This is a genomic window from Nocardia sp. NPDC050412 (assembly GCF_044458825.1).
Taxonomy (GTDB): domain Bacteria; phylum Actinomycetota; class Actinomycetes; order Mycobacteriales; family Mycobacteriaceae; genus Nocardia.
In genome coordinates this window covers 87834-114555 of record NZ_JBITIJ010000011.1, presented here as the reverse complement: position 1 = coordinate 114555, position 26722 = coordinate 87834, and the positions used below count along the sequence as shown (strand labels likewise).

Sequence of the window (26722 nt, the reverse complement as noted above, 5' to 3'; positions counted from 1 at the left end):
GGCGGTGAACGAGTCGAGTCCGAGCAGCGTGCGCTGCTCGGACTCGACGAAAAGGGATGTGTCCTAGGGGATCAGGGCAGCACCTGGGGGATGACGCCCGGGTTGATCGAGCCGACGATCCCGCCGATCACGGCGCCGATAAGGGTGGGCACGGGATCGATGAAGGAACCGGTGGCGGAGCCGATCGCAGCGCCCGCAGCCGCGCCGTTCAGCACTGGATCCGGGTACTGCGCGTCGGGGTTGGTGGTGACATCCTCCAGTGGGAGCCCGGCGATCGGCTGGGCAACAACCGGTGCCGTCGGAGCAGCAGCCTGATCCGCGGAGGCGGAAGACGCGCCCGCGAATACGACGGCCGCAGCCAATGGCAGGGCACTCACCGCAAGGACGCGACTCGTCTTGATCAGGGCAGAACGGATCATTGTTTTCCTAACCTTTCGGGCCCTCGGAACAACCGAGTTCCACTACTTCATCAGGGAAGACTGCCTTTTGCTGCTCTGATGAATTGACAGCAATCGAGCGGCCACTACTGCGCACCGCGCCCGACGATACTGCGCTACATGCGAATTCGCACATTATCGGCATCACAAAATGATCACTGGAGATCTGAGCGGACAGCCGGGTTCCATCGGATCAGGGGACAGCACCGGTGCGCTCGCGCGAATAGCGCCGTTATGTGGCGAATTGGCATCCGCACATCGGCATTTCGGATGATCGAGAGGGGTAGATGCTCGGCCGAGCGCGAGACGCTGACCTGATCCTGTTCGTCCATTCGCGAATGTCTTCGGTGTATACATGTGGCGGCATGCCAACAGGATTCGCGAATAACTGCCGTCATAGCTCATGGACAGAGCCACTTGGCCGAGCGGGCTCGCAAACCTTTCGCTCGATGCTGTCCTCTGCCAGTTGATCTGACGTATTGCCACCGTTGTGGCGCAAGTTGGGGTCTTCTGCCATTAGCCTGATGCGCTCGGTGACCTTTGCAGCGTGTTCATCGACGGCGAGGTCACTTCGAGCCACTACCCGGTCGGCCAGCGACGTTGTCCGTTCGGCGTTGCGGCTGTTCGAAGAATCGTGAGACCCAGTTGCCTGTGCTTGGTGAGGCTCTGAGCGACGGTGCGGGCCGCGGTCCACCGTTCGATTTCTATGCCTTCGGCGCCAGGCGCCAGGTGAAGGTCTCCTCGACCGGGGCCGGCATAGCGGCGGAGACGATCATGCCCCCAAAGCAGCGCGCGGGCACTTTCGACGAGTGCGCGCGGCTCCGGCCGCTCGCGTCGGTCTGGAGGCAATTTGGGGCTGTGCCTGCCAGCGGTGGATGCCGACCAGGCGCGTCATCCACGAAAGTCTGCCCAGGAAGCCGACGTGCCGGGAGCGACAGCGACCGTTGCTGCCCGTGACGATGGTTGCGGGAATACGATCGGTTCGAGTTGCGGGGCGACGGGGGAGCCCGTTGCGGAATCGAAGGGCTACGGGGATGACCGATTCCGAGCGCGGACCTGGTGGTCGGCCTCCTATGCTGGGTGGCGTCGATCCCGCTGCGCGGCAACCGGATCCGCCGGCAGGCGGCTGGGGCATGCCCTACGGGCCACCTGGCCAAGGATATGGGCCGACACTGTCGTATCCGCCACCATCGACCGGCAGCAGAACGGCTTTGATCGTCGCCGGTGTTCTCGGTCTGGTGGTGGTGCTGGGGCTCGGTGTTGTGATCGGCATCGTCGTCGGCGGTGGCGACAGTAGCAGTGAGTCCGCCGGCGCCTCGGCTACTGCCCGGTGGGAAACGGGGACCTATTCGATGAATGCGATCACCAACGCCTGCGACCTTGTCGATCCCACGCCGTTGACCACGTGGTCGCCCACGCCGAAAGGTGCGCCCGAGCATAGGGAAAGGCGGCCAACCGCCTACGAGAGCGGCAGCCTGAAGTGCGATGCCGGATACACCAGCGCGACCGCCGGCGAGTTCCCCATGAACAAGGCCGGCATGAGCGTCGAGGCCGAATTCACCAACGGTGCGGCGCCGCCCTTCTACGACCATTGGAAACACGCCGACGTCGCCACACCCGAAGCGGAGTCGGCTTCCGGTGAGGTCACCGGAATCGGCAATCAGGGCTACTGGTACTCCGAAGTCAGAGGAAACCTCGTCGCGAACATGGCCTACATCGTCTGTGTGCAGGACGGCAATGTCTCGGTGCGGGTGAAGATCTCCCTCACGCGTGAGCAGGGTTCTCCTGCGGTGCGGCGGGAGGAACTCGATTCGATCGCCAGGTCCCAGGTCCGCAGGACGTTGGACGGTCTGCGGGAGAAGTAGACCGGCGACTCGAGTGGAACGGTGCGGACGGGTGGCTGGATTACGATCGGGTCGGAGTTGAGATCGACGGGGAGCCGTTGCGGAACCGGAGGGGCTATGGGGATGAACGATTCCCAGCGCGGACCTGACGATCGGTCGACGCCGGATCCTGCTGTGCGACAAACCGATCCGCCAGTTGGCGGCTGGGGTGCCCCGGACTCGGGCGTGTATGGGGCCGCCCCCGGTCAGCCCGTTACCGGATACGGCCCACCTGGTCGGGGGTACGGGCCACTGCCGTCGTACCCGCCGCCGACCGGCAGCGGCAGAGCGGGTCTGATCGTTGTCGGTGTTCTCGGGCTGGCGGTGGTGCTGGGTCTCGGTGTGGTGATCGGTGTCTTCGTCGGCGACACAGACAGCGAGTCCGCCGCTGCCCCGGCCCCGTCCAGCACCGCGGCCTCGTCCAGTGCGGCTCCGGCCACGACATCCCGCCAGGAACCGGCGCCGGGGATCTATTCGATGAGTGGGATCACCAACGCGTGCGATCTTGTCGATCCCACGCCGTTGCACAGGTGGTCGTCCACCCCGAGACAAGCCCCTGTGCATCAGGAATTCCCGCCGAATAACTCCGACGGCGGCAACCTGAACTGCGCCATCCGCTACACCAGCCCCTCGACCGTCCCCGACGATGCCACCGTCGACGAAGCCGGCATCGGCCTCCAGGCCCAGCTCACCGGCGCCGCGGCCGCCCTCGCCTACGACCGTTGGAAACAGACCGACACCGCCGCCACCGGATCGGGGCGGGCCTCGGGCGAGATCACCGGAATCGGCGCCCAGGGTTACTGGCATACCGCGACCACGGACACCAGCAACGGAATGACCTACATCGTGGGCGTGCAGGACAGCAATGTCTCGATACGAGTGGAAGTCGCTGTCCTGCGCGCGAAGGGCGAACCCCCGGTGAACCGGGACGAGCTCGCCACGATCGCCGAAAACCAAGCCCGCAGGGCGTTGGACGGATTGAAGAAGTCGTAGCACGTTCGCCGACACCGTCATCCGCGTCATGGGCTCGAATCCCGGCACCGATCCACTCCCTTCCTGCTGACCTAGCTCCCTCGAAATGAGGGCGTTGCACCTCGGGTCGCGGTCACCAATCCGGCGGAAACCGACCGCGACAATCTGCCCATACCTGACGTAACGCAGCTCATCGGCGAGACCACACACCAGATCAACTGGCAACGGACAGAGGCGTTGCGGCTGAATCTTGCTCATGCCCAACTTCTGTCAGTACGGGTTGCTCGGGACGTCAGCGGATGGATCGGCGTGCAGCGCGAAGTGTTCCCCTGCGAAAGCCGCTCGGTCTGCTCTATGGCCAGACGGACGACACCTGGTCTTACTGGGCTGACACGGCCGCTGTCTCGTCTGTGTGGATGTGTTGGGTGAGGAAGTGGGCCGCGCGGTCCAGTGCCCGGTCGGCCTCGTCGAGAATGCCGGCGAAGGACTGGAATACGTGGGGGACGTCGGCGGTGATGTCCAGGATTACGTCCACTCCGGCTGCGCGGGCGCGGGCGGCCATGCGGGTCGAGTCGTCCAGGAGCATTTCGTTGGTGCCCGCCTGCAGGAGCATCGGCGGGAAGCCGGTCAGGTCCGCGAGGATGGCCGGGCTGAGCATGTGCTGGTGCGGATCCGCTCCCGCGAGGTACATGGCTCCGGTGTGATCTAGTGCCTCGCGGGTGAAGATCGGGTCGATGCCCGCCTTGGTCTCGATGCTCTCGCCCGTGCGGGTGGCGTCGAGGCCGGGGGAGAACGCCACGATCGCGGCGGGCATCGGGAGACCGGCGTCGCGGGCGGCGAGGCAGGTGGTGACGGCGAGGCCGCCGCCGGCGGAGTCCCCGGCGAACGCGATGGTCGACGGGTCCTCGCCCCTGTCGAGGAGGGCGCGGTAGGCGCTGAGTGTGTCTTCGATCGCGGCGGGGAACGGGTGTTCGGGGGCGAGCCGGTAGTCCGGCGAGAATGCTCGGAACCCAGTCTTGGACACGAGGTTTCCCGTCAGCGACAGCGCGGTCTCGGGCGAGCCGAATACGAAGCCGCCGCCATGGAAGTACAGGATCGTCCTGCTGCGCGCGCCGTTGCCCGGCTCGATGTGCAACGCGGGTCGGCCGCCGAGCATCGTCTTCGTTGTGCGCAAGCCGTCGGGGACGATCATCTGCGCCATCAGTGCCTTGAATCCGGCTCGGATCGCCTCGACCGACTGTGGACCCTCGGGCCGGGGCTGCCGCAGCATCGTGTCGACCTGTGTCCGCTGTTGCTTGCTCACGCGTTTACTCCTACCGAAAGTACCTTCCACGGCACTATATGCCACGGCATGTAATGCTAGACTACATGCCGTGGCATCCAAAGCGAGCAGTCAGACGGTCGACCTCCCGAGGTTCTTCGCCGACCTCGTTCGATGCGAGACGCGTCTGTACAACGCCCTCAACGATCGTCTCCGCGAGCGACACGGAATCGTCACCTCACAGTTCGAGTCCCTGCGCTACCTGCGCGACCACCCCGGGGCCAGGGTGGCAGACCTGGCCGCCGAGTTCGCCGCAGGCATCGGTGCCATCAGCAAGGGCATCGACCGCCTGGAAAGGCAGGGATGGGTCGCCCGCCAACCGAATCCGTCCGATCGCCGGTCCTCACTGCTGACCCTGACCGACAACGGCCTGCAGCTGGCGGACGCGGCAGAAGCGACCTTTTCCGAGCGGTTGACCGAGCTGATCGCAGACGCACTCGCGGATGCCCCGATAACCGCTGCCGCGCAGACCCTTTCGGAGCTGCGTTCCGTCTTGCAACGCGACCAGATCGGCACGCCAATCGGCTGAAGCGGGACCGCGTTCCACGGATCCTCACTCGGCAAGATCCAATGGCGAGAAACCTCGAATCCGGGGTCAGCAGCAAACATCTCAAATGACCAGTTCGCCACTCGACATTCCGCACCCAGGTCAGGCGCTTGCCTCGAGGACGAATCACTGGCTCAGGACGCAGGTGCAGGGCAACACCTGGCTGTCGCCTCGAGACCGTGCGGTTCCCTGCTGCGCTGTCGGCTTTGGCCCGCCGCCGCACTAAAAAATGTGGGCGTCTTCTATCGGGTCCGCATCATCGGCGGCCGGCTGCAGCCCGAGCCCAACGGCGAGACCGCCGAGTTGGCCTGGACACCGATCCCTGACTGCGCTCATCGGCGCGATCATCGCGAGTCCTTAAAGCTCGAATGACAACCGATCAATCCTGACGTGCCAGCCCGAGCAGTGGCAGGTGAAGGTCGCGTTCGTCCGCGTTCTTGTTCCATGCGGCGTAGGTCAACGACTCTGGGGCGCTGATTCGGAACGCGTCACGGAGTCCGGTCACCACCATCGCCGCCAACTGGCGGTATATGGCGGAATAGACCGGCCAAGGCAGCTCGATCCACCAGTAAGGGCCATGGTCGTCATCGGGTTCCTGCCAGCCTGACTCGGTGATCAGCCGGTATCCCGTTTCGTCAGGCCGTGCGGTGGGTTCGAGGAACTCATCGCCGACCAATTCGGCCAGTAGCTCGCTGTCGGTCTGCGCGAACTGCGCGAATCGTTGCTGGCCTGGGGGGACCCCCGCTTCGACGATCTTTACGATCGCGCCTGCGGGCAGTACCGCTAATTGCTCGGCCAGTCGCTCGGTGAATTCCGTCCAATCCGTCATATCAGGCCCTGCCGTTCGAATTCGATGGATCTATCGAGAGCGGCCAGCGAGGCGTTCGTCTGATACGTCAGCTGAACAGTATGCGCGAGACTCAGATTCTTCAGGCGCAAGGTTGTTTCCGAAAAAGCCCAACGTATTTCTGCGGCTTCCCCCGGCATGCGGGCGGTCGGTTCGCCGAGAGCGCCGGTTATAGCGTCGGACATCCTGACGAACGCGTCACGCACCATTGCTCGGCCGGTCGGGTCCTCGCTCGCGGAGTCTGTCACCATCAACTCGATAGACTCAGCTACTCCATCGCGGCCTGTCACCACACCGCTGCTCAGCCCGAAACCGCAGTCGAGCATGACCCAATCCGCTCGGGTCATCAATACCTTCCAGTCGAACCTTGCCGCTATCGCGGGCACCTCTTGCAACTGCCACGACCAGTCCAACGACCGCAAGCCCGTAGCCAATTCGACTATCTCGCCATCGGTCAGCGCACGCCATCCCGTCATGGATTCTCCTTATATATCGCCGGATCGGACGGCCGGTACTACGTGAAGACCGGAGATCCGACAATCGCCAACCCGATCGATGTCACGGTCATGGCCGCCGAAATCGACTGGCTCGTCACGCTCACGCGTTGTTACCGCGAGGACCGCGTGCATGACGAGTATCTACGACTGCGGAACCATACCGAACTCGGCGCGACTGTACATGTTTGGTCGATTTGAGAGTGGCGTGGAATCTGGTCAGTGTCTTTCCGGGTGACCGGGGCTAGGGAAATGTGTTAGCTGCTGGCGTAGAGGCGGGGTCGTTAGCAGAGGCCTGGTTGAGCATCTGGATCCATCTCGGGCCACTGGATCAGCTGATGGTGTGTTCCTCGCTCAACGGGTTACCGGCCGCATCGACTTCCGCATAGTCGACGCCGAATTCGAGTTTCGCGTTTCGGCACTGTTCGGCAAGCTCATGTAGCCGGGAAACGGCGGCTTCGACATCGCCATCGATATGGCCTTCGAGGAGGAAGTAATTAGGCGGATTCTGCGGCGATGCCTCATAGCAGAGCAGTTCGAAGTCGTCTGTTTCGTAATGCGTTTCCCATCCTCGGCGAGGCTGCATACGTAGCTCGTCGTTCGAAATCCACGACCTTAATATCTGCTCGACAATTTCTGGATTACCGGTTTCGATACTTCCGTGGAACGACGTACTCGGCACGAATCTGCTCCAATTTCAAAGTTGTAATCTCAGTTACTCTACCGAGCGGCGTCTGGCTTCGTCTTCACCATAGGAGATCGTAATACCTGGGTTTTTGCCGCAGAATCATGCGGATCGAGGGCGGCTGGTAAGCGAGCGGCAACGTGTTCTCGATGCCTTTTCCCATTGGACCCACGGGCTTGTTCCCGAGGCGCGGGATAACGGGTCGATCGCCTGGCTTTCGCGCTGTCGGGTGGGGATGACGGTGCTGCAGCAGAAAAGCGGTGAACACGAGCAAGTGAGAGGATCGAGCGCGGATCGGGGATTGAGGGATATCCGGGCGGATCTGACGCTGAAACGCGAGCGTTACGCGGTAGTGGAATTCTGGGTGATCTGCGCTAGCCGTTCCCAGGCGGGCGAGGTGATTCCTACGGATTCGTTCACCAGGCGGATCAGCTTCGGATCCAACGTCGGGGTTGTCCGGCCTGCTCCGGTGCGTCTGCCGGTCAGCCACCGTCGGGTGCGGTCGGCCAGGTTCGCCAGGCGCGGGTCGTCGGGGGACCAGTCGAATGCTGCGTCGTAGTCGAGGTAGATGGCTGCGAATTCCGTGTCGTTGATGGCGTCGAGTTTGTCGGCGATCCAGCCGGCCGCCTGTTTCGGGGCGACCGATTGCAGCAAAATCCAGAGGTCGCGCTCCATCCGGACTGCCCGGTCGCTGACCCCGAGTTGTTGCAGGCGATCGAGGTACTCGGCGACTTCGGTGGACACGAACAGTCGGTCGCCGGAACTCAATTCGGCGATCCGCTCACGGGTTCGGTGGATCTCCTCGGCGCGTTCGGCGAGCATGCGGTCGATCTCGGCGATCGCCGCCGCGAACTCGTCGGAGTTCGCGGTGAGCAATTCCTTGACACGCGCCAAGGGCACGCCGGCCTGCGCCAGTGTCTTGATCTTGACCAGATCGATGGCGTCTTCGGCACGGTAGCGGCGATAGCCGGAGGAGTCGCGCGGCGGCTCGGGGAGCAGGTCGCGCTCGTGGTAGACGCGCACGGCCTTGATCGTCACGCCCGCATACCGCGCGAGCTGGCCGATTGTGATCATGCGCGTCTCCTTCGAGGGTGTGTCACCTATCCGTGGCTGTCATCGCACCCGGGCGAACAGCCGACCGGCGAGATCAATTCCGGCCACGGCGCCGGATTCGTCACGGGTGAAGAAGCCGCGTTGTCCTTGCAGACCGCCGCCAGTGACGATGTACTCGTCGGCGTCACCGGGCAGCAGGCCGAGAGTAGCGGGTGGCAGGTCGGGCGGCAGTTGGGTGTCCGCGGCGGCACGTATCTCCGGTTTGATGGCGCATTCGATCGTCAAGCCGGTCCCGTCGGTGGCGAGGGTGAGCCGCATCATCTCGTTGTCATAATGTCCGAGGATCTCCGTTGCCCGTGCCCTCTCGTAGGGCAGCGGTTCCGGGTCGCGTTCAACTACGCCGAGGTAGTGTTCGAGCACCCACTTCACCACGGCTCGGTTGAAGGCGAGGCCCGCGTCCGGGCCCGCGTTCGACATCACGGCGACGGCGAAATTCCGCTCCGGCACGACGAGCAAGTCGGCGAACTGGCCATTGGCCGACCCGCCATGCCCGATGGTCGCGACACCGTCCGCCTCGCGCAGGAACCAGCAGATGCCGAACGCGTCACCCAGTGTGCTCCCACGCAGTTGCACCGTCTGCTCCCGCATCCGGTGCAGCAGTTCGGTGGGCAGAATGCGCTCGCCGCCCTCGGTCCGGCCGTCACCCAGATGGAACCGCGCCCAACGAAGCAAATCACCTACGGACGTCACCACGCCGCCACCGGGGTTGTTGGCGCGGTTGTCCTTCCACTGCCTGGCGACCGCGAGCGCACCGTTCGCATCGACGTTGTGGCCCACCGCGAACCGCCGGGTCATGACGTCGTTGACCGCGTAGCAGCTGTGTGCCAGCCCGAGCGGTTCGAACAACAGCGACGCGATGGCCCGTTCGAAGCTCGATCCGGTGACGTTCTCGACGATCCGGCCGGCCAGGTTGAAGCCCGCCTGGCTGTACGACGCGCGCGCTCCCGGTTTTCCGATCAGCTGCGACTCGGCCAGTTTCACCGCGTGCCGGGCTAAGGCGTCGTCTCCTTCGCCGGTGTCGTCACTGAGGCGCCATTCCAACCCCGCCGTATGGTTGAGCAGCCGCATTACGGTGATCTCGTCCGTGGCCGCATCAGCGGCGGCGAATTCCGGGACATACCGCCGCACCGGCGCGTCCAACTCCACCCGGCCGTCGGCGACCAACTGCATCAACGCGGTCGCGGTGAATGTCTTACTCACAGATCCGACCACGAACATTGTGTCCCGGTCCACCGGAAGCGGATTGTCCACGCTCGTCACTCCGTGGCACGCGAAGTCTTCTCGACCACCGGCCAACACCCCGACGGCGACACCCGGCACGCCCAACTTCTCGGCCGAGGCCGCAACGAATTCCGAAAGTTCCTGGGTTATCTCGTTCATGCCACCATGCTCGAACTCTGCCCCAGGGGCAAGGTCAAGCCCCTAGGTGAAAACTCGCCGACCGTCATACGCCAAGCTCGCGTCGGCGGCAAAAGTTCAGATTGAAATGAATACATGGAAATCTGTACTATCCGGTTGTGAAGACTCTTCTGCACGGTGACGCGCTCGCCCGTTTCGGGCACGCGCTGTCGGACCCAACCCGCACCCAGATTCTGTTGAGCTTGCGCACCGGTCCTGCCTATCCCTCGGACATGGCTGCACGGATCGGGGTGACTCGTCAGATCTTGTCCAATCATCTGGCCTGTCTTCGCGGTTGTGGTCTGGTGGTGGCGGTGCCGGAGGGGCGGCGCAGTCGTTACGAGTTGGCCGACTCACGCATCGCGGCAGCGCTGGAGGATCTGCTCGGGCTGGTGCTGGCCGTCGATCCGGCCTACTGCTCGGCCGCCGACGACCAGGGGTGCTGCTGATGTCGGCGCCGTTGGGCATGCCGTCACTACCGTCGGCCCTCGCGTTGTCGGGTCCGTCGCCCCAGCGGCGGGGGCTGCTGGCGCGACGGATCCGCTGGTTCGTGGCCGCAACGATCTCCTACAACGTGATCGAGGCGATCATCGCCCTCCCCGAAGGCGCTCGCGTCTCCTCGACGGCGCTGATCGGGTTCGGTCTCGACTCGGTCATCGAGGTGTCCTCCGCGGCGGCGGTCGCTTGGCAGTTCGCCGGATCCGATCCGGAGAAGCGGGAGAAGATCGCGCTACGGATCATCGCGTTGTCCTTCGTCGCTCTCGCGGCCTATGTCACTGTCGACTCGATCCGCGGCTTGCTGGGTCTCGGCGAAGCCGAGCACTCGCCGATCGGAATCACTCTCGCCGCAGTCAGTTTGGTGATTATGCCGGTGCTGTCGTGGGGGCAGCGCCGCGCCGGCCGCGAATTAGGCTCCGCCTCCGCGGTCGCCGATTCCAAACAGACCCTGCTCTGCACCTACTTGTCGGCGGTCCTGCTTGTTGGGCTGTTGGCGAACCTGCTACTGGGCTGGTCGTGGGCAGACCCGATCGCCGCCCTGTTCATCGCCGCCATCGCCGTCAAGGAAGGCGTCAACGCCTGGCACGGCGACACCTGTTGCCCCACGCCCACTGGCCTGGCCGCTACAAATCCCCGATCTCCAGGAGCGAGGCGAGTAGGAAGCCGGCGGCACCCGCGACGGTCTGGTAGTAGGTGAGGTTCACCGCGTCCTGCCCGCGTCCCGCGTACTTGCCGAGCACGTTGTACCCGGCCCACACCAGCCCGCCGAGCAGCAGCAGGGCATCGCCGAACCAGCGCGCGCTGCCTCCGACTTCCGCCCCGTTGCGCACGACCAGGAAGGCTCCCGCCGTGGCGAGCAGCACGCCGCCGACCCGCAGCAGCGGCATCCTGGCCCGGAAGACCACTAGCTCCACGAGCATGGTCATCAGCGGGTAGGTGGCCACGATCAGAGAGGCGTCGGCGGCGGTCGACATTTCGACGCCGATGTTCTCCAGTACGAAGTAGACCGTGATGCCGAGCACGCCGCTCAGGTAGATCATCCGCCGCTGACGGGCATCCGGCCGCGCGACCGGGCTGCGGCGCATGCGCACCATGATCCCGAGCAGCATGGCGGCGAGCGTGAAGCGGATTGCCCCTATGGTCAACGGCCCGACGTCGGCCAGCACCTGCTTGGTCACCGCGTACGAACTGCTCCACAACAGCGCGGCCGCCACGACGGAACTGATCGCCAAGACCTTGGTCCTGTGCTCGTCCACCACTGAAACCCCTTACTTCATCGCCGCCCGGCCGCATCGCGGGAAGCGCATCATGAACGGAATACTGCGAGCAAGCTAGCAATTAGTCCGGGAAAATGGGATGCTGACCAAACTAAGTTCGGTATCTGGGGATTGAGACGGAATATGGACGAACTAGATTCGGCGTTGCTGCGGCTTCTGCAGCAAGACGGTCGGCGAACCAACCGGGACCTGGCACAGGAGTTGGGCATCGCGCCCTCCACGTGCCTGGAGCGGGTGCGCTCCTTGCGTGAGCGCGGTGTGCTGCTCGGATTCCACGCCGAGGTGGACCTACCCTCGATCGGCCGGGGCCTGCAGGCGATCATCGCCGTGCGGGTGCGGCCGCCGACGCGCGCGATCATCGAGCAGTTCCAGGCCTTCGTGGCGCGGATGCCCGAGGTGATCGGAGTTTTCGTGCTCACCGGCACCGAAGACTTCCTGCTCCATGTGGCGGTTCGCGACACCGACCATCTGCACGCGGTGGTCCTGGACAAGCTGACCGTGCGGCAGGAACTCGCGGACGTACGCACGTCGGTGGTCTACGGGCACCTGCGCAAGAGCGTCATCGAGCCGATTTGAAGCGCTCCCGGTCGGTACCTTGCCCACCCGCGACGGTCAGCCTGGCGAGGAACCGCATGCATCGGCGACTGGGGGCGGGTCTGGTGTAGTCCGCTGTCTGGGTGCACCGCGGCGCGTTGCGGCCTGACCCGGCGGAGGTGTGTCCAGGGCCCGGGTCGTGCGGGATCTGATTCCGGTTGTGCCACCGTTCGTGAACGAAGACAACGTCGCCGCGATCCGGAATCTGGCGGGTTCGGCCACACCGATGGCTCTGCGGGTCGCGGTTACCCTGGGGCTGCCGGACCGACTGTGTGGTGACGGGGCCGCCGTCGAGGAAGTTGCGACGGAACTCGACCTGTCACCGATGACGCTGGAACTTCTTCCGGGTCATCTTGCGGCCCTTGGGAATATCGAGCGTGCTATAGGACCACCGACTACGGGGCGGTGCTGTGTAGGGATGCCGACAACGGTCTGGTCAACCTGCTGCACCTGGACATGCCCGGTGGGCGCGCTGAGTTGGCGTTCGTTGAAATCCTGCATCTACTGTCGGAGATGACCTCGGTGTCGGTTTCAGCTGTGGTGCTCGGTGGTTCGGCGGCGCTCGGCGCGGTGGGTGAGCGCCTCGATGATGCGTTGCCATGCCGGTGACGCTTCGGAGATCCGGGAAGAGATCAGCTGCAGGCTTTCTGGTCGACTGCCGTCTCGTTCGTGTCGGATTTCCCATGCGTCCAGGTCGTCGATGAGTTGGTCCAGGCGTGGATCGTGCGGCTCCCAGTCGACTGCTTGATCGCAGGCGAGATACAGCCGCGTCGTCTCGGGGTCGTCGAGGTCCGCGGTCTTTTCCCGTATCCGCTGCGGCATGGCCTGCGGGTCCAGCGCCTGCAGCAGGATCCACGAGTCGCGCTCGGCTCGTACTCTTCGTTCGCCGACGCCGAGACTGCGCATCCGGTTCAGGATGGCGACCACCTCGGGGGGTAGGACGAGGCTTTCACCGCTTGCCAGGTCGGCGATGCGGCTGCGGTATTCGGTGAGTTGGTCGATCTTGCGCTGCAATTCGGCGTCGATGTCGGTGATGGCCGCGGCGAATTCGGTCGGCTGGGCATGCAGCAGCGCGTCGATACGGGCCAGCGGAACACCGGCGTCGGCGAGGGTCCTGATCCGGATCAGATCCACCGCGGCTTGCGCGCTGTAGCGGCGGTAGCCGGAGGCATCGCGCTCGGGCTCGGGTAGCAGGCCGACGTGGTGGTAGTGGCGAACGGCGCGCACGCTCACGCCTGCGGTCGCCGCGAGCCGGCCGATGGTCAGCACCGCTGTCCTGTCGTCGTCGGGCATGGTCGGGCCGAGTCTAGGCCGATGGCACGCTGGCGGGGTGGGTGAGCGCAGCCCGGTCGACGACGTCGCGGATTGCCTGGACCACGGCGTCGGGGCGGTCGAACGAGAGTCGGTGTGAAGGGTGTTGGAGAGGATGCGTTGTTTCCCGTGCGAGACCGCGCCCATGCCGCGTCCACTCTCGTCCGTCGTCGGGCATGGTCGTGCCGAGTTCAGGGGGATGGCACGCTGGCGGGGTGGGTGAGCGCCGCCTGGTCCACGATGTCGCGGATTGCCTGGACCACGGCATCGGGACGGTCGAAGCAGAGCCGGTGGTGGAGGGTGTCGGAGAGGATGCGTTGTTTCCCGTGCGAGACCGCGCGCACCAGGGCCGCGTCCATTCTCGTCTTGGCGTCGTTCATCTCCTGCGAGGTCAGCGCCTGCTGGGCGGGGTCGTTGCCCACGACGGTGAGCGCGACCACCGGGACATCGGGGATGTTTGGTCCCGTTCGCAGTTCGGTGGCGAGATCGGTCAAGCCGGCACGTTCGGCGATGCCGATCCGCATCCATTCGTCGCTCGCCTTGGCATCGATCAGCGGTTGCCGTATGTGCTCGGGGTAGTCCGCGAGCAACTCGGCGCGCAGCGCGCGCAGCGCCGGGCGCATCTGCCGGAGTTGCTCCGGATCAGCTGCCATCTGCTCGGCCGCGGCCAGACTCGCTGTGGGCGGCATGAAGTCGTCCCAGTCGCGGTGCAGCGCGTCCATCCAGACCAGTCCCGCCACGTCCCGCGGGTACAACTGCGCGAACCGATGCGCGTAGAAGCCGCCGAGGGAGTGTGCCGCCAGAACATAGGGAGCGCTGATGTTTTCGGCGCGCAGCAACTCGCGCAGTTCCGTGGCCACCGCGGCGGCGGTGCGCGGCAGCGGCAGGCGATCGCTGTAGCCCGTGCCGCCACGGTCGTAGACCACAGCCGTGGTGAATTGCGAAACGTGTTGCTGGACACCGAAATAGTCCAGGCCGACCGCGCTCGCACCGGGTAGGAACACGACGGCCGGTCCGCCGCGGCCCGACCGATGTACGAAAACCCGGCGGCCGTCGATTTTTTGGAATCCGCCGATCGGCGGAGCGAGCCGAGTCGAGGAAGTGATGTCATTCGTCATGCGACAAGGCTCCAACCCTGACGCAGGGTCAGGGTCAACCCCTCTCGCCGCAGTATCCGAAACACGCTGATCAACGCGCAGCCTGCGACCGATCGGAAGTTCACCGCGACACACGCTGATCAACGCGCAGCCTGCGACCGATCGGAAGTTCACCGCGACACGTGCTCATGCCGGATGCTGCGCTGCCGTCGGAATGAATTGCGATGAATGGAACGGAATCCATGATGGTGAAAGCACCCGCTGTCTCGCCGCTTGCGTCAGCTTCGACCATCGTCAGCGTCTCTGCGATGTGGGGGATGCGCTTTTGCGGCGGCCCCATTCGGAGCCGTCCGGTCGATCGCCCGTCGCATCGGAACCATCGCCGCCGCGAGGACATTCGACGCTGCGAGAGTCCACGCCACCACGGGCTGATGACTGGGGCACCCTCGTGGGTGGAGCCGCTGGACAGCAGGGAAGCCACGCTGGATCGCTGACCGCGCCGTATCCGCTGGCCAATCGCTGTGACCGGGGCAAACACCGTGTCAGCTCGGTGTCAGGTCGGTATCAGGCCCGCCGATGACAGTAGTCGCCATGACAACTTCAGCGATTGCGGCGACTGGGCTGCGAAAGGCGTACGGGGACAAAGTCGTCCTCGATGGCATTGATTTGGATATCGGTGCCGGGACGATTTTTTCTCTACTCGGTCCGAATGGGGCCGGTAAGACAACGACAGTGAATGTGCTGACCACGCTGTTGAAGGCCGATAGCGGCACAGCGAGTGTTGCCGGGCACGATATCGCGTCCCAGACCAAGGCGGTGCGCGCGGCGATCGGGGTCACCGGTCAGTTCGCGGCGGTGGATGATCTGCTGACGGGCGAGGAGAACCTGCGGTTGATGGCGGATATCCACCGTCTGCGGGGCGCCGAGGGCAAGCGGGTGATCACCGAGCTGCTGGAACGATTCGATCTGGTGGAGTCGGCACGCAAGCGGGCGGTGACCTATTCCGGGGGTATGCGCCGCAAGCTCGACCTGGCCATGACGCTGGTCACCAGGCCGGAAATCGTGTTCCTTGACGAGCCGACCACGGGGCTGGATCCGCGTAGCCGCCGCACGATGTGGGAAATCGTGCGGGATCTGACGTCCGATGGCGTAACGATCTTTCTCACCACCCAGTATCTCGAGGAAGCCGATCAGTTGGCCGACCGGATCGCGGTTCTCGACCAGGGCCGCATAGTCGCCGAGGGCACTCCCGACGACCTCAAGCGCCAGCTGCCCGGCAGCCACATCCGGCTTCGGTTCACCACGGTGACGGAACTGGATGCGGCGGCGCGGATCCTGCCCGGCTCCACCCGGGACGACGAGGCGCTGACTTTGCGGGTACCGGGCGACGGCGGGACGAAATCATTGCGCCACCTGCTGGATCGGCTCGCCGAAATCTCGATCGACGCCGACGAAGTCTCCGTCCACACCCCCGACCTCGATGACGTTTTCCTTTCCCTGACCGGTCACGCAACTATGGAGGCCAACGCACAATGAGCACCATTTCCGCACCGCTGGCCGATTCGTCGATCATGCTGCGGCGCAACTTCAAACACATCGCCCGAACTCCGGTCACGGTATTCAACGCGGCTCTGATGCCGGTCGTGATGATGCTGATCTTCGTGTACGTGTTCGGCAGCGCCTTCGATGTCGGCGAACACTACATCGATTACGCGACACCGGGCATGATCCTGCTGGCCGTCAGCTACGGGTTGTCGGGTACCGCGGTATCGGTGAGCTCCGATATGGCGAAGGGCATTATCAACCGGTTCAAGGTTATGGATGTCTCCCGTAGCGCCGTACTGACCGGTCACGTCGTGGCCACCATACTGACCAATGCGGTAGCCATCGCGGCCGTTATCGGTGTGGCCTTCGCGCTGGGGTTCCGGCCGCCGGCGACCGCGCTCGACTGGCTCGGCGCGATCGGCATCATGGCGGCGACATCTTTCGCGGCCTCCTGGCTCACGGTCGCGCTGGGAATGGCTGCGAAAACTCCGGAATCCGCGGGTATGGGCGTGGTGCCGCTGATCATGCTGCCGTTTGTGAGCAGCGCGGTCGTGCCCGCCGAGAAGATGGGACAGGGCGTGCGGCAGTTCGCGCAGTATCAGCCCTTCACGCCGATCATCGAATCACTGCGTGGGTTTCTTACCGGTCATCCGTCCGGCGGCTACACGGCCGCGGCGCTGGCTTGGTGTGCCGGTTTCGCCCTTGTCGGATACGTGTGGTCACGTGCCACGTTCAACAAGCGAGCGTAGTTGCGACCAGCCCACGCCAGTCCGCCTGGGCACCCTCGGTCATCGCCTCGGTGAAGCGCGGCTCACCGAGGCGATGTCGTGCTGTCTGTTCGATGCGGGCCACATCCGGTTGGGAACGATCGGTCAGTCCGCGTACTGCGGCACTCGCCGCGAGCAGCCGTACGGCCTGCTCGATTTGGTCGGCACGCAGCGCCAGGTCCGCGATTCCGACGAGTACCTGGGCGAGCAGGGGCGCGTATCCCGCCTCGGACGCCGCCCGGAAGGCCGCTGCGTATTCTTCGCGGGCTTCGTCGAGACCGTCTGCGAGGTAGCCGAGCTGGTTGTGTATCACCGCCCTGATCTGCGCCTGCTCCGCATCGCTGCCCAGCGCGGTTGTCGCGACGGCGATCTGCCGGTATGTCTGCTCGGTGTCGCCGTTCCAACGGGCCAGCTCCGCCTGCTCCAGGGCCAAAACAGCCAGTGTGTTCGGCCAGGCGGACTGATCCGCGCACCGCTGCGCCTCGGCCATCGCCGCCGCGCTCGCCTCCGCATCACCCAGTAGCCAGTACAGCTGCGCCTGCCGCGAGCGCATTCGGACGACATCGTCGATGGTGCCCACCTCGGTGACCACCGCGATCGCCTGATCGAAATACTTGCAGGCAGTGGCGAATTCGCCACGCACGGCGATTCGATCCGCCAGCTCGGTCAGCGCGAACGAAATCCCCCAGCGCTCGCCGATGGCCCGGAATTCGGCTAGCGCGGTCTCGAGATACTCCTCCGCCTCCCGCCCGTCCTGACCGAGCACGATCCGCATCCTGCCCAGGAGCAGCCGGGCCAGTGCACGCACCCAGGGGTCTTCGTCGGTGAGCAGCGGTTCGAACGCGGACAGATACTGGTCCGGCCCCTGCAACATGTGTTCCAGCGCGGCGGTGAATGCCAGCAGCGGGTAGCGGGACCGACTGCGCTGGCTGAACCGGTACGCCTTGTGGATCCATTCGTCGACTTGGCGCTCGTCATTGGGGCCGGAGGACATGAAGTGCACGATCAGCCCGTACACGATGGCCAGGGTCTCATCATCCACCTCGCCGGGCAGGTCGGCGGCCGCGGTGATCAGCTCCATGCCCTCGGCCTTGTGCCCGCTGAGCCACCAGTACCAGCCCGCTGCCGCCGCGAGCCGCATCGCCCCCGGCACGTCCCCGGCCGCGAGTGCGCCGCGCATCGCGACGGCGATGTTGTCGTGCTCGGTCTCGAGCGTGGCGAGCCACTCCAACTGGTCGGCGCGGCGCAGGTGCGGCTCCGCGGTCGCGGCGAGTTCGGTGAAGTACGAAAGATGCTCTCGGCGTACAAGATCCGATTCCCCCGACGCCACGAGCCGGTCCCGGGCGTACTGCTTGATCGTGTCGAGCATCCGATAGCGCGGCCCACCGGGCGAGCCGGCGGGAGGAGCACTGTCCGCCACAGAGAGCAGCAGCGATTTCTCGGTCAGCGCGGTCAGCAGCTCCAGCACCTCCCACCGCTCGACCGCTGTGTTTTTCCCACCCCCCTGCTCTTCGGGCCCGCCCCCCGTGTTTTTTCCGCCCCCCTGCCCTTCGGGCCCGCCGCCCGTATCCGCGCAGACCTGCTCGGCCGCCTCCAAACTCGCGCCGCCGGAGAACACCGCGAGCCTGCGCAGCACCATCCGTTCGGCGTCGGTGAGCAGCTCCCAGCTCCAGTCGACCACCGCTCGCAACGTCCGGTGCTGCGGGATCGCGGTACGGCTGCCACCGGTCAGCAGCCGGAACCGATCGTCGAGGCGGTTGGCGAGCTGATCGAGGGACATGGTGCGCAGTCTGGCCGCGGCCAGTTCGATCGCCAGCGGTATCCCATCGAGCGCCCGGCAGACGCGCGCCATGGTCGACAGTGTGCGGGCATCGGCCGCGAGATCCTTGTGCACGACGCCGGCCCGGTCCCGCAACAGCTGAACGGCGGCGGAGGACTCGATCTCGCCGGGGTTCGCGTCCTCGGCGGGCAACGCCAGGGGCACGACCTGCCATAACGCCTCACCCGTGATGCCCAGCGGTTCCCTGCTCGTCGCGAGGATCCGCAGCCGCTGACACTCGCCGAGCAGCCGGTGGGCGAATGCCGCCGCGGCGTCGATCACGTGTTCACAGTTGTCCAGGATCAACAGCGTCTCGCGTTCGCGGAGCGCCGCGATGAGCCGGTCCATCGGTTCTGCATTCGGTGCGGCGCCGAGCAGCGCATCTCGGAGCCCGAGTGCGGCGAGCGCCGATTGCGCGACGTCACCACTCGTGCCGACGGACGCCAGTTCGACCAGCCAGGCCCCGTCCGGTAGGTCGTCGAGCAGCGTCCGTGCGGTTTCCAGGGCCAGCCTGGTTTTCCCCGAGCCACCGGGCCCGGTCACCGTGGTGAGCCGGTGTGCCGCGATGAGTTCGCGCACCGCGGCGATGTCCCCGTTCTTGCCGACGAAGCTGGTCAACTCGGCCCGCAGGTTCGTGTTGCGGTCGTTGTCCCGCGCTCCGATTTCGCCGCGTAGCAGCGCGACGTGTAATGCGGAAAGCTCCGGTGCGGGATCCACGCCCAGCTCGTCGGCGAGGGCTTCCCGGGCACGCTGGTACACGATCAGCGCCTCGGCGCCACGGCCCGCGGCGGCGAGCGCACGCATCAGCGCGGCGACTAGCCGTTCCCGCACCGGATGTCGGGCCACCAGCTCGGTCAGCTCGGCAACCAGCTCCGTACCTCGGCCGAGGCGGATCTCCGTTTCGTACAGATCCTCCATGGCGGCTAGGCGCAGCCCCTCGAGTCGGTTGATCACCGCGTCGACGGCCGCACTGTCCTGCACACCGACGTCCTGCATCAGCGCTCCGCGCCACAGGTCGAGGGCCTCGCGCAGCACCTCGGCCTGGTGCGTGTCGCCAGCGCCGCGGGCTTGGTCGAGAAGCTGTTCGAAACGCACGGCATCGACCGCGTCGGAATCCACCGTCAGCCGGTATCCGCCCGCCTGCACGTCGAGTGCCCCGTCCGGCAGCGCTCGCCGCAGCCGGGAAACCAGTGCTTGCAAGGCATTCGCCGCGTCGGACGGTGGCTGCTCACCCCAAATCCAGTCGATCAGCTTGGCTTTCGGGACCGCACGACCGGGTTCGAGCGCGAGAGCGATCAACAGCGCCCGCAACCGAGTACCTGGTACCTCTAACAATCCCCCGTCATCTACTCGAATCTCGAGCGGTCCAAGCATCCCGATCTGCACTTGGACCATTCTGCCGTGCACCGCAAGTCGGCCCCGCCCTCGGATTGCCGCCGCTGGGACCAGCAGCCCGCAAAAGTAGGCGCCAACGATTTTCCACCGGTTCCACGGCCGGGCAATCAGCGGTAGCGCACCCTGCGCACAACTTGCCCAGCAAGAAATTCGACCGCTCTGACCAGGCCGAACACCGTGCCGGTCGGCGTGTCAGGTCGGCGTCAGGTCGGTATCAGCGGCGCTGGCGACAGTAGTTCCCGTGAACAGCACAGCAAACGCGGGTTCACACCAACCGATTCACACGCTGAAGGAGAACAGCCATGTACGCATTCCAGACCGCCGAACCGATCGCCGTCACCGTTGATGTGCTCTCGGGCACTGTCACGGTCAACGCATCCGACCGTACCGACACCATTGTCGAGGTCCGGCCGGCCGATGCATCCAAGAAGGGAGACGTGCGCGCCGCCGAACAAACCCAGGTCGATTTCAGTGATGGCACCCTGACCGTCAAGACGCCGAAGGACTGGCGCACCTACACCCCGTTCGGCGGCAACCCGTCGATCGAGGTGATCATCGAGGTGCCCACCGGCTCCCGGCTCGAGGGCACCGCCGGTGTCGGTCGATTGCTGGGCACCGGTGAACTCGGACAGTGCGACCTCGAGATCGCCGCCGGCGACATCATCATCGAGCGTCCGCGCGATTCGGTGACCGCGAAAACCGCCAAGGGCAATATCCGCATCGGCGAAGCATCGCGCGGCGTGGTGCGGCTGGAGACGTCCATGGGCGAATTGGAGGTAGGTATCAGCCCGAGCAGCGCGGTCCGGGTGGAGACCAATGCCCAGCACGGCACCGTGCAGAACCAGATGCAACCGGTCGACCGGCGTGAGCACAACGAGGACACGGTGCAGGTGTACGCGCGTAACTCCTACGGCAACATCATCATTCGGCACGCCATCGCGGCGTAATGTACCCGGCTCTGTCGACACTTGACCGGCGGCACGATGCCACCTCGGCGTCGTGCGCCGGGATCGGTCGGCTTTCCTGCGGTCGCAGGTTGAGTCGCGGCCAGTGCACGCCAGCTCGCGTGCGAACTTCCCGGTTGCCTCGGCGACGGCAACTCCCTATCCGAAATGATCTCAGCGCGGTGTACAGCCGGAGGGCGGTGCACCCATGGCCCCACGGTGCGCGGGCATCGAATGGCACACCGTCCACGGACATCGCGCCGCGGACAGCCGGCGCCAAGCGCGTGGCGGGTTGCACGACACACAGCCATTGCCCGAGCGCGCGGCCGTCATCACGGCCAACGGGCATCCGCGACGTCCGGTGTGACCAGGTCGAACACTGTGTCAGGTCGATGTCAGCTCGATATCAGGCGGCCTGGCGACAGTGTTCATGTGAATAGTTCAGCAATTTCAGCTTCCGGGCTGCGGAAGGCATACGGCGACAAGACGATCCTCGACGGTATCGGGCTGGGCACGTACGCGCTCATCAGCGGCCCGGTCATTTCGAAGAAGGGGTAACCGATGGAACTCAGGGTGGACCGGGAACGCTGCATCGGCGCCGGCATGTGCGTACTGACCGCGCCCGGAGTATTCGACCAGAACGACGAGGACGGCCGAGTGGTGCCACTGGACACCACACCCGCACCCGAGTGGGAGTCGGCCGTCCGCGAGGTCGCCCAGATCTGCCCGTCCGGCGCGATCACCATCGTCTCCGGCGACTAGACCCTGCCAATTCATCCCTATTACCTGATCAGGAAAACCCGATGACTCAAACGGTTCCCGTCCCGCACGGCCTCCCCATGGAACGCAATGCGGGCCCCTTCGCCCCGCCCCGCGAGATCACCCGGCTGCGCGAGGTTCGCCCGGTCAGCCCCATGCTCTTCCCCGATGGTCACGAGGGCTGGCTCGTCACCGGCTACGACGCGGTCCGCAAGCTCATGGCCGACACCCGGTTCAGCTCCCGCCAGGACATCGGCATTGTCCACGTGCCGTACGAAACCCCCGGCATGCCCGCCGCCACCGAACCGTCCCCGCAGATCCCCGGCTTGTTCATCGCCATGGACCCGCCGGACCACACCCGCCTGCGGCGCAAGCTCACCGGCGCCTTCACCGTCAAACGGATGAAGCAGCTCGAAGAGCACATCATCGAGATTACCGAGCGGCAACTGGACGAGATGGCGCGCCTGACCCCGCCGGTCGACCTGGTCAAGGCATTCGCACTGCCGGTGCCCTCGCTGGTGATCTGCGAACTGCTCGGTGTCCCGTACGCGGACCGGGAAACTTTCCAGGTCAACTCCGCCCAGTTCTTGGTCAAGGACCAGACGCTGGAGGAGAAGATGGCCGCGTTCGGCGCGATGAACACCTACCTTGCCGAACTGGTCACGCGTAAACGCGCCGAACCCGGCGACGACCTACTGTCGGATCTGGCCCGCCATGACGACCTCAGCATCGAGGAGCTGGTAGGCATCGCCTTCCTGCTGCTGCTCGCGGGCCACGAGACCACCGCGAATATGTTGGCGCTCGGCACCTTCGCGCTCCTGGAACATCCGGACCAGCTGGCCGAATTGCGTGCCGACCCGGATCTGGTCCCCGATGCCGTCGAGGAACTCATGCGCTACCTGTCCGTCGCCGACATCTTCTATCGCTACGCCACCGACGACATCGAACTCGGCGGCGAAACAATCGGCAAGGGATCGACCGTCGTCGTCTCGCTGCTGGCCGCCAACCGTGACCCCCAGCGCTTCGACGAGCCCGACACGCTGGACGTGCACCGTAAGGCCCGCGGTCTCGTGTCCTTCGGCCACGGCATCCACCAGTGCCTCGGCCAGCAACTGGCCCGCATCGAAATGCGCGCCGGTTTCGCCGGGCTGCTGCGTCGCTTCCCGACCCTCGCCCTCGCCATCCCCGCCGACGAGGTGAAACTCAGGACCGACATGAATATCTACGGCGTCCACGAACTGCCGGTCACCTGGACTGCCCGGTAAAACCGTCGGCCGAGCTGCTCAGGGCGGGGATCCGCCGGATCCCCGCCCTGAGGGCACGAGCGCACCGGGTCTCCCCGGCTGCCGGGGCAGCGCTACGCAGCGATACGGTCAGGGTGTGTCGGTGCAGAGCGCTGGCGGCTCGTTCGGGATCTACCACCTCGAACACTTGGTGGGTCGTGGCGGTATGGGTGAGGTGTGGTTGGCGCGCGACCGCACCGGCAGTATCGTCGCGTTGAAGGTGTTGTCCGCGGCGTATTCCGCCGATCCGGCCTATCGACGCCGTTTCGAGCGGGAGGCCCGGCTGGGCGCCCAGGTGCGCAACCCGCACATCGTGCCGATCCGCGCCTTCGGCGAGGTCGATGGTCATCTGTTTTTGGAGATGGTCTACATCGAGGGCATCGATCTGGCCACACGGCTGCGCTCGGGTGCACTGGTGCCGACTCGGGCGGTCGAGGTCATCGCCCAGGCCGCGGAGGCGCTGGATGCCGCACATGCGGCCGGGCTTGTTCATCGGGATGTCAAGCCGGGCAATATCCTCGAAGACACCAGCGGTTTCGTGTATCTGATCGACTTCGGTATCGCCCGCGCCGCCGACGGCAGCGCTCTCACGGCCACCGGCTTAGTGGTGGGGACCTTGGGCTATATGGCGCCGGAACGGTTCACTGGTACGGCCGATGCCCGCTCGGATGTCTATTCGCTGGCCTGTGTGCTGTATGAGGCCCTTACCGGGAAGCTGCCATATGGTGACGGCGATCCCGCACGGCAGATGCATGCGCATTTGATGTCCGAACCTCCGCGTGCGTCGCGGGCGGTCGAAGGTATCCCGCCAGCACTGGATGCTGTTATCGCCCGCGGTATGGCCAAAGAACCGGGGGAACGCTACGCCAGCGCGGGGGGATTCGCCGCCGCGGCAGGTGCGGCCTTGGGTGGGCCCGCATCGGAGCTCCCGGCCCCGCCGGTCGCGGCCCCTGTGACATCGGGCGGTCCGACCCGCGTCATGACCGCCGTCGGCCCGCCCCCGACCTTGGCCGAGCCCCGGCCGGCGCCGCGAACGCACGAGCCCCGCACAGTGTCACCTGCAGCGGCCGCGCACCCTCGGCGAAAGCTGCTGGCGCGCTGGTGGTTACCGATCGCCGCCGGGCTGGCACTTGTCGCCGCGGCGGCACTGTGGCTGCTGAGCGGCGTCCTCGGCTCCGACTCAGCTCCAGCCACCACGACGTCCGCTGTTGCCTCGACCAATTCGCTGCCGCCCTCGACCGGTGGACAATCCCCGGTTCCGGCCGGTGCGGTGCGCGACGGGAACTTCGCTTTCACCATCACCGGGGTGGTATCCAACGTGAGCCGCACCGGGTCGGCGAGCCCGGGCGGTTCCTACACCATCGTGACGCTGACGGTGACCAACGTCTCCCAACACGGCCAAGGCTTTCGCATCGCCGATCAGCGCCTGATCACCGCCGCGGGCCGCACCCTCACCCCCGACGCGACGGCGACCACCGAACTGAGCAATGCCGTCGACCCGATCGATCCCGGCAGTTCCCGCACGATCCGGCTGGCCTTCGACCTACCTGGCAAGGATAAGAACGGAAAGAAAAACGACAAGAAGAACGACGCCCCGAGCCAGCTGGTCCTACATGGTGCCCCGTCGTCCTCCGGCGTGACCATGTCAGTCGGGTAACTGCGAGCCGATCGCCCGCGAAGCGTCGATACCGGCGAGTCGCGGCCGATGCGGGGGTGTCGATAGCAACGGGCCCCGGCCTGTGGCTGGCACAGGTCGGGGCCCGGAATGCGGTTGGGTCAGTAGAGATCTTTGGACAGCACCGGCCAGGATTGCTTGAGGTCGTCCTGCCAGTAGCCCCAGGTGTGGGTGCCGGTCGGGGGCAGGTCGAAGGTCGCCGGAATTCCCAAGTCGTTCAACCGGTTCTGGAGGTTGCGCGAGCAGGCGCTCATCGCGGCCTCGATGATGCCGCCGACGACGACGTGGTTGGCCACGCTGATCGGGTTGTACTTGTCATCGCCCATGATGAACGGGTCGCCGGGCGCGTCGTGCGCACCGGGCAGGCCGCCGCCTGCTGCGACCCAGAGGTTCGTGCCGCGCAGTTTATCGGCGTGCAGGACCGGATCGTTGGCTTGCCAGAGCGGGTTGTCGGCAGGTCCCCACATATTGTCCGGGTTACCGCCGCCCCACGTTTCGACCGTGGTCTGCACGAACTTCTTGCCGACCGGATCGCTGGTCTGCGCACAGCCGCTGTAGGCGCCGACATTCTGGAACAGGCCAGGCTTGGTGATCGCCAGCATCAGGACCGATGTCCCGGCCATCGAGTAGCCCGCGATCGAGTTCTTGCCGTTGGTGCCCAGTGCCGCATCGATGATTGGAGGCAGCTCCTCGGTGTAGAAGGTCTGCCATTTGTTGACGCCGAGCACCGGATCGGACGCGCGCCAGTCGGCGAAGTAGCTCCACCGGCCGCCGATCAGCTCGACGACGTTGATGTTCTTGTCGCCGAGGAATTCCTTGGCGTCGGTCTTCTGGTCCCAAGAAGCGTTACCGTCGACACCGCCGCCGCCCCCGTTGACCAGATACAGCGTCGGGCGCGGGACCGAGTTGTCCGCAGGCAGATCCACCAGGACCGGGAAGGTGCGATCCATGGCCGTGGAGTGAATCTCGAGCTGCAGCTTGCGGTCGCCGCGGGTCTCTACTTTCTCGATGTAGGAACCGTCCGGTGCCTTGGCCGCGCTGTTGATCGGTGCGGCCGAGGCGGTAGGCGCCATCAGGCTCACTCCCGTGCCGACGACCGTCACAGCGGCGGCCGCCGCAACGAGATCTCTGAATCGCATACCGCGTCACTCCTGAAAATCGCATCCGCGCAACGTTCGAACCCGTTTGGCTGACCCGCCAAATGGGCAATCGTCACTACCGTAGATCGAATCGGACGACGGATGCCGCCGGAAGCCCCCAGTCCTGGGGGTTGCTGAGCGTTGCGGCCGAGAGTGGCGTCACCTCCGCCAGAAGAAGTGATGTATCACACCGCTCGGGCTCGGGATCTGCTCCAGATGAAAACGGTCGACGAGTTCGTCGGGGCTTGTCCATAACCTTTCACCGCGACCGAGTTCGACTGGTGCGACGACGATGTGCATGTTGTCGATGAGATCGGCGTCGAGAAATTCCCGGACTGTGGCGACACCGCCGCCGATTCGCACATCCTTGCCATCGGCGGCGTCGAATGCCAGCGCCAGTGCGTCTTTCGCAGACGCATCGAGGAAGTGAAACGTGGTTTCCCCCAAGGTGATCGAGGGGCGCACATGGTGAGTGAGGACGAAAACCGGTGTGTGGAACGGGGGTTCGTCGCCCCACCAGCCCTGCCAGTCGTAGTTCTCCCACGGTCCCCGCTGTGGACCGAATTTGTTGCGTCCCATGATCTCGGCGCCGATGTTGTTGGTGAAGTCGCGGGTGCAGTAGTCGTCGAGGCCGTAGGTTCCGCCGGGATCGGTTCGGTTGGGCCAGTGGGCGGTGGCGCCCGCCCAGGAGAAGAGCGCTGTCGGGTCGGCGTGGCCGAATGGGTGCTCGCGGCTCTGTCCCTCGCCCGCGCCGTATCCGTCGCTGGAGACGTTGAAGTTCTGAACTCGGACCAGCTGTGTCATCGGAATCCCTTCTGATTGCAATATGCAATCGGTTGGGAATCTACCTAGACTGATCCTATTGTGCAACCAGTTGGTCGCGACGATCCAATGGCCTCTCGAATAGAGCGCTTGCCGACCG

26 protein-coding genes are annotated in these 26722 nt (G+C 65.3%); 13 read left to right on the top strand and 13 right to left on the bottom strand.

The window, feature by feature from the left end; translation table 11 throughout:
- Positions 1 to 71: 71 nt before the first annotated feature.
- A complete protein-coding gene (locus tag ACIBI6_RS28500; RefSeq protein ID WP_364349299.1) occupies positions 72 to 419 on the bottom strand; it encodes a glycine zipper domain-containing protein in 348 nt (115 codons plus the stop codon).
- A gap of 1052 nt (positions 420 to 1471) precedes the next feature.
- On the opposite strand from ACIBI6_RS28500, the gene ACIBI6_RS28495 reads away from it, so the two are divergent.
- Both ACIBI6_RS28495 and ACIBI6_RS28490 read left to right on the top strand, forming a co-directional pair.
- Positions 1472 to 2302 carry a hypothetical protein gene (locus ACIBI6_RS28495; protein ID WP_396958393.1) on the top strand — a complete coding sequence of 277 codons (831 nt, stop codon included), beginning with the start codon at positions 1472 to 1474 and terminating at the stop codon, positions 2300 to 2302.
- A gap of 153 nt (positions 2303 to 2455) precedes the next feature.
- Positions 2456 to 3313, top strand: a complete 858-nt coding sequence (locus tag ACIBI6_RS28490) for a hypothetical protein (protein ID WP_396958392.1) — start codon at positions 2456 to 2458, stop codon at positions 3311 to 3313.
- A gap of 358 nt (positions 3314 to 3671) precedes the next feature.
- Here the strand turns inward: ACIBI6_RS28490 and ACIBI6_RS28485 are convergent, their stop codons facing one another.
- The gene (locus tag ACIBI6_RS28485; RefSeq protein WP_396958391.1) at positions 3672 to 4595 is read right to left on the bottom strand and encodes an alpha/beta hydrolase; all 924 of its coding nucleotides are present in this window, start codon (positions 4593 to 4595) and stop codon (positions 3672 to 3674) included.
- 70 nt (positions 4596 to 4665) lie between these two features.
- Between ACIBI6_RS28485 and ACIBI6_RS28480 the strand changes: the two genes are divergently transcribed.
- A complete protein-coding gene (locus ACIBI6_RS28480) occupies positions 4666 to 5142 on the top strand; it encodes a MarR family winged helix-turn-helix transcriptional regulator (protein WP_396958390.1) in 477 nt (158 codons plus the stop codon).
- A 397-nt stretch (positions 5143 to 5539) separates the two neighbouring features.
- On the opposite strand, the gene ACIBI6_RS28475 is transcribed toward ACIBI6_RS28480, so the two are convergent.
- From ACIBI6_RS28475 to ACIBI6_RS28455, 5 genes are all read right to left on the bottom strand, one after another.
- Positions 5540 to 5989, bottom strand: coding sequence for a TY-Chap domain-containing protein (locus ACIBI6_RS28475; RefSeq protein WP_396958389.1), 450 nt, complete (start codon positions 5987 to 5989; stop codon positions 5540 to 5542).
- Positions 5986 to 6483 carry a DUF6301 family protein gene (locus ACIBI6_RS28470; RefSeq protein WP_396958388.1) on the bottom strand — a complete coding sequence of 166 codons (498 nt, stop codon included), beginning with the start codon at positions 6481 to 6483 and terminating at the stop codon, positions 5986 to 5988. Before ACIBI6_RS28470 ends, ACIBI6_RS28475 begins: the two co-directional genes overlap by 4 nt.
- A 349-nt stretch (positions 6484 to 6832) precedes the next feature.
- The gene (locus tag ACIBI6_RS28465) at positions 6833 to 7183 is read right to left on the bottom strand and encodes a hypothetical protein (protein ID WP_396958387.1); all 351 of its coding nucleotides are present in this window, start codon (positions 7181 to 7183) and stop codon (positions 6833 to 6835) included.
- A gap of 345 nt (positions 7184 to 7528) precedes the next feature.
- Complete coding sequence (locus ACIBI6_RS28460; protein ID WP_396958386.1) at positions 7529 to 8260, bottom strand: MerR family transcriptional regulator; 732 nt, start codon at positions 8258 to 8260, stop codon at positions 7529 to 7531.
- A gap of 39 nt (positions 8261 to 8299) precedes the next feature.
- Positions 8300 to 9679 (bottom strand): serine hydrolase domain-containing protein, encoded by a 1380-nt coding sequence (locus ACIBI6_RS28455; protein WP_396958385.1) that lies wholly within the window; start codon positions 9677 to 9679, stop codon positions 8300 to 8302.
- Between the two features lie 137 nt (positions 9680 to 9816).
- On the opposite strand from ACIBI6_RS28455, the gene ACIBI6_RS28450 reads away from it, so the two are divergent.
- Together ACIBI6_RS28450 and ACIBI6_RS28445 are read left to right on the top strand one after the other, a co-directional pair.
- Positions 9817 to 10146: an ArsR/SmtB family transcription factor gene (locus tag ACIBI6_RS28450; protein ID WP_396958384.1), complete on the top strand. Its 330-nt coding sequence runs from the start codon at positions 9817 to 9819 to the stop codon at positions 10144 to 10146.
- A gap of 17 nt (positions 10147 to 10163) precedes the next feature.
- Positions 10164 to 10892, top strand: coding sequence for a cation transporter (locus ACIBI6_RS28445; RefSeq protein ID WP_396958521.1), 729 nt, complete (start codon positions 10164 to 10166; stop codon positions 10890 to 10892).
- Here the strand turns inward: ACIBI6_RS28445 and ACIBI6_RS28440 are convergent.
- Complete coding sequence (locus ACIBI6_RS28440; RefSeq protein ID WP_396958383.1) at positions 10819 to 11451, bottom strand: DMT family transporter; 633 nt, start codon at positions 11449 to 11451, stop codon at positions 10819 to 10821. The genes ACIBI6_RS28445 and ACIBI6_RS28440 overlap by 74 nt on opposite strands.
- A gap of 144 nt (positions 11452 to 11595) precedes the next feature.
- On the opposite strand from ACIBI6_RS28440, the gene ACIBI6_RS28435 reads away from it, so the two are divergent.
- Positions 11596 to 12048 (top strand): Lrp/AsnC family transcriptional regulator, encoded by a 453-nt coding sequence (locus ACIBI6_RS28435; RefSeq protein ID WP_063040920.1) that lies wholly within the window; start codon positions 11596 to 11598, stop codon positions 12046 to 12048.
- 549 nt (positions 12049 to 12597) lie between these two features.
- On the opposite strand, the gene ACIBI6_RS28430 is transcribed toward ACIBI6_RS28435, so the two are convergent.
- Both ACIBI6_RS28430 and ACIBI6_RS28425 read right to left on the bottom strand, forming a co-directional pair.
- Positions 12598 to 13359 carry a MerR family transcriptional regulator gene (locus ACIBI6_RS28430; RefSeq protein ID WP_364349339.1) on the bottom strand — a complete coding sequence of 254 codons (762 nt, stop codon included), beginning with the start codon at positions 13357 to 13359 and terminating at the stop codon, positions 12598 to 12600.
- 209 nt (positions 13360 to 13568) lie between these two features.
- Positions 13569 to 14495: an alpha/beta fold hydrolase gene (locus ACIBI6_RS28425; RefSeq protein ID WP_396958382.1), complete on the bottom strand. Its 927-nt coding sequence runs from the start codon at positions 14493 to 14495 to the stop codon at positions 13569 to 13571.
- Positions 14496 to 15065: 570 nt separating this feature from the next.
- Between ACIBI6_RS28425 and ACIBI6_RS28420 the strand changes: the two genes are divergently transcribed.
- Complete coding sequence (locus tag ACIBI6_RS28420; RefSeq protein WP_396958381.1) at positions 15066 to 16010, top strand: ATP-binding cassette domain-containing protein; 945 nt, start codon at positions 15066 to 15068, stop codon at positions 16008 to 16010.
- On the top strand, positions 16007 to 16768 hold the full coding sequence (locus ACIBI6_RS28415; RefSeq protein ID WP_396958380.1) for an ABC transporter permease: 762 nt from the start codon (positions 16007 to 16009) through the stop codon (positions 16766 to 16768). Before ACIBI6_RS28420 ends, ACIBI6_RS28415 begins: the two co-directional genes overlap by 4 nt.
- Here ACIBI6_RS28415 and ACIBI6_RS28410 read toward each other — a convergent pair.
- A complete protein-coding gene (locus ACIBI6_RS28410) occupies positions 16752 to 19916 on the bottom strand; it encodes a BTAD domain-containing putative transcriptional regulator (protein WP_396958379.1) in 3165 nt (1054 codons plus the stop codon). The genes ACIBI6_RS28415 and ACIBI6_RS28410 overlap by 17 nt on opposite strands.
- Before the next feature lie 386 nt (positions 19917 to 20302).
- On the opposite strand from ACIBI6_RS28410, the gene ACIBI6_RS28405 reads away from it, so the two are divergent.
- From ACIBI6_RS28405 to ACIBI6_RS28385, 5 genes are all read left to right on the top strand, one after another.
- Entirely contained in the window at positions 20303 to 20947 is a 645-nt protein-coding gene (locus ACIBI6_RS28405) for a hypothetical protein (RefSeq protein WP_396958378.1), read from the top strand.
- A 429-nt stretch (positions 20948 to 21376) separates the two neighbouring features.
- Positions 21377 to 21502 carry a hypothetical protein gene (locus ACIBI6_RS28400; RefSeq protein WP_364349356.1) on the top strand — a complete coding sequence of 42 codons (126 nt, stop codon included), beginning with the start codon at positions 21377 to 21379 and terminating at the stop codon, positions 21500 to 21502.
- A gap of 3 nt (positions 21503 to 21505) precedes the next feature.
- Positions 21506 to 21706 (top strand): ferredoxin, encoded by a 201-nt coding sequence (locus ACIBI6_RS28395; RefSeq protein ID WP_364349359.1) that lies wholly within the window; start codon positions 21506 to 21508, stop codon positions 21704 to 21706.
- A 41-nt stretch (positions 21707 to 21747) separates the two neighbouring features.
- On the top strand, positions 21748 to 22968 hold the full coding sequence (locus ACIBI6_RS28390) for a cytochrome P450 (protein WP_396958377.1): 1221 nt from the start codon (positions 21748 to 21750) through the stop codon (positions 22966 to 22968).
- Between the two features lie 115 nt (positions 22969 to 23083).
- Positions 23084 to 24643: a protein kinase gene (locus ACIBI6_RS28385; RefSeq protein ID WP_396958376.1), complete on the top strand. Its 1560-nt coding sequence runs from the start codon at positions 23084 to 23086 to the stop codon at positions 24641 to 24643.
- Positions 24644 to 24762: 119 nt separating this feature from the next.
- On the opposite strand, the gene ACIBI6_RS28380 is transcribed toward ACIBI6_RS28385, so the two are convergent.
- Together ACIBI6_RS28380 and ACIBI6_RS28375 are read right to left on the bottom strand one after the other, a co-directional pair.
- A complete protein-coding gene (locus ACIBI6_RS28380; protein WP_364349368.1) occupies positions 24763 to 25800 on the bottom strand; it encodes an alpha/beta hydrolase family protein in 1038 nt (345 codons plus the stop codon).
- Between the two features lie 159 nt (positions 25801 to 25959).
- On the bottom strand, positions 25960 to 26604 hold the full coding sequence (locus ACIBI6_RS28375) for a dihydrofolate reductase family protein (RefSeq protein ID WP_396958375.1): 645 nt from the start codon (positions 26602 to 26604) through the stop codon (positions 25960 to 25962).
- Positions 26605 to 26722: the final 118 nt, after the last annotated feature.

Excerpts from the sequence above, each read along its gene's own strand:
- ACIBI6_RS28475 (WP_396958389.1), bottom strand. The coding sequence starts at position 5,989 with ATGACGGATTGGACGGAATTCACCGAGCGACTGGCCGAGCAATTAGCG.
- ACIBI6_RS28425 (WP_396958382.1), bottom strand. The coding sequence starts at position 14,495 with ATGACGAATGACATCACTTCCTCGACTCGGCTCGCTCCGCCGATCGGC.
- ACIBI6_RS28380 (WP_364349368.1), bottom strand. The coding sequence starts at position 25,800 with ATGCGATTCAGAGATCTCGTTGCGGCGGCCGCCGCTGTGACGGTCGTC.
- ACIBI6_RS28395 (WP_364349359.1), top strand. The coding sequence starts at position 21,506 with ATGGAACTCAGGGTGGACCGGGAACGCTGCATCGGCGCCGGCATGTGC.
- ACIBI6_RS28460 (WP_396958386.1), bottom strand. The coding sequence starts at position 8,260 with ATGATCACAATCGGCCAGCTCGCGCGGTATGCGGGCGTGACGATCAAG.
- ACIBI6_RS28500 (WP_364349299.1), bottom strand. The coding sequence starts at position 419 with ATGATCCGTTCTGCCCTGATCAAGACGAGTCGCGTCCTTGCGGTGAGT.
- ACIBI6_RS28390 (WP_396958377.1), top strand. The coding sequence starts at position 21,748 with ATGACTCAAACGGTTCCCGTCCCGCACGGCCTCCCCATGGAACGCAAT.
- ACIBI6_RS28375 (WP_396958375.1), bottom strand. The coding sequence starts at position 26,604 with ATGACACAGCTGGTCCGAGTTCAGAACTTCAACGTCTCCAGCGACGGA.
- ACIBI6_RS28420 (WP_396958381.1), top strand. The coding sequence starts at position 15,066 with ATGACAACTTCAGCGATTGCGGCGACTGGGCTGCGAAAGGCGTACGGG.
- ACIBI6_RS28435 (WP_063040920.1), top strand. The coding sequence starts at position 11,596 with ATGGACGAACTAGATTCGGCGTTGCTGCGGCTTCTGCAGCAAGACGGT.
- ACIBI6_RS28405 (WP_396958378.1), top strand. The coding sequence starts at position 20,303 with ATGTACGCATTCCAGACCGCCGAACCGATCGCCGTCACCGTTGATGTG.
- ACIBI6_RS28470 (WP_396958388.1), bottom strand. The coding sequence starts at position 6,483 with ATGACGGGATGGCGTGCGCTGACCGATGGCGAGATAGTCGAATTGGCT.
- ACIBI6_RS28430 (WP_364349339.1), bottom strand. The coding sequence starts at position 13,359 with ATGCCCGACGACGACAGGACAGCGGTGCTGACCATCGGCCGGCTCGCG.
- ACIBI6_RS28455 (WP_396958385.1), bottom strand. The coding sequence starts at position 9,679 with ATGAACGAGATAACCCAGGAACTTTCGGAATTCGTTGCGGCCTCGGCC.
- ACIBI6_RS28495 (WP_396958393.1), top strand. The coding sequence starts at position 1,472 with ATGACCGATTCCGAGCGCGGACCTGGTGGTCGGCCTCCTATGCTGGGT.
- ACIBI6_RS28415 (WP_396958380.1), top strand. The coding sequence starts at position 16,007 with ATGAGCACCATTTCCGCACCGCTGGCCGATTCGTCGATCATGCTGCGG.
- ACIBI6_RS28445 (WP_396958521.1), top strand. The coding sequence starts at position 10,164 with ATGCCGTCACTACCGTCGGCCCTCGCGTTGTCGGGTCCGTCGCCCCAG.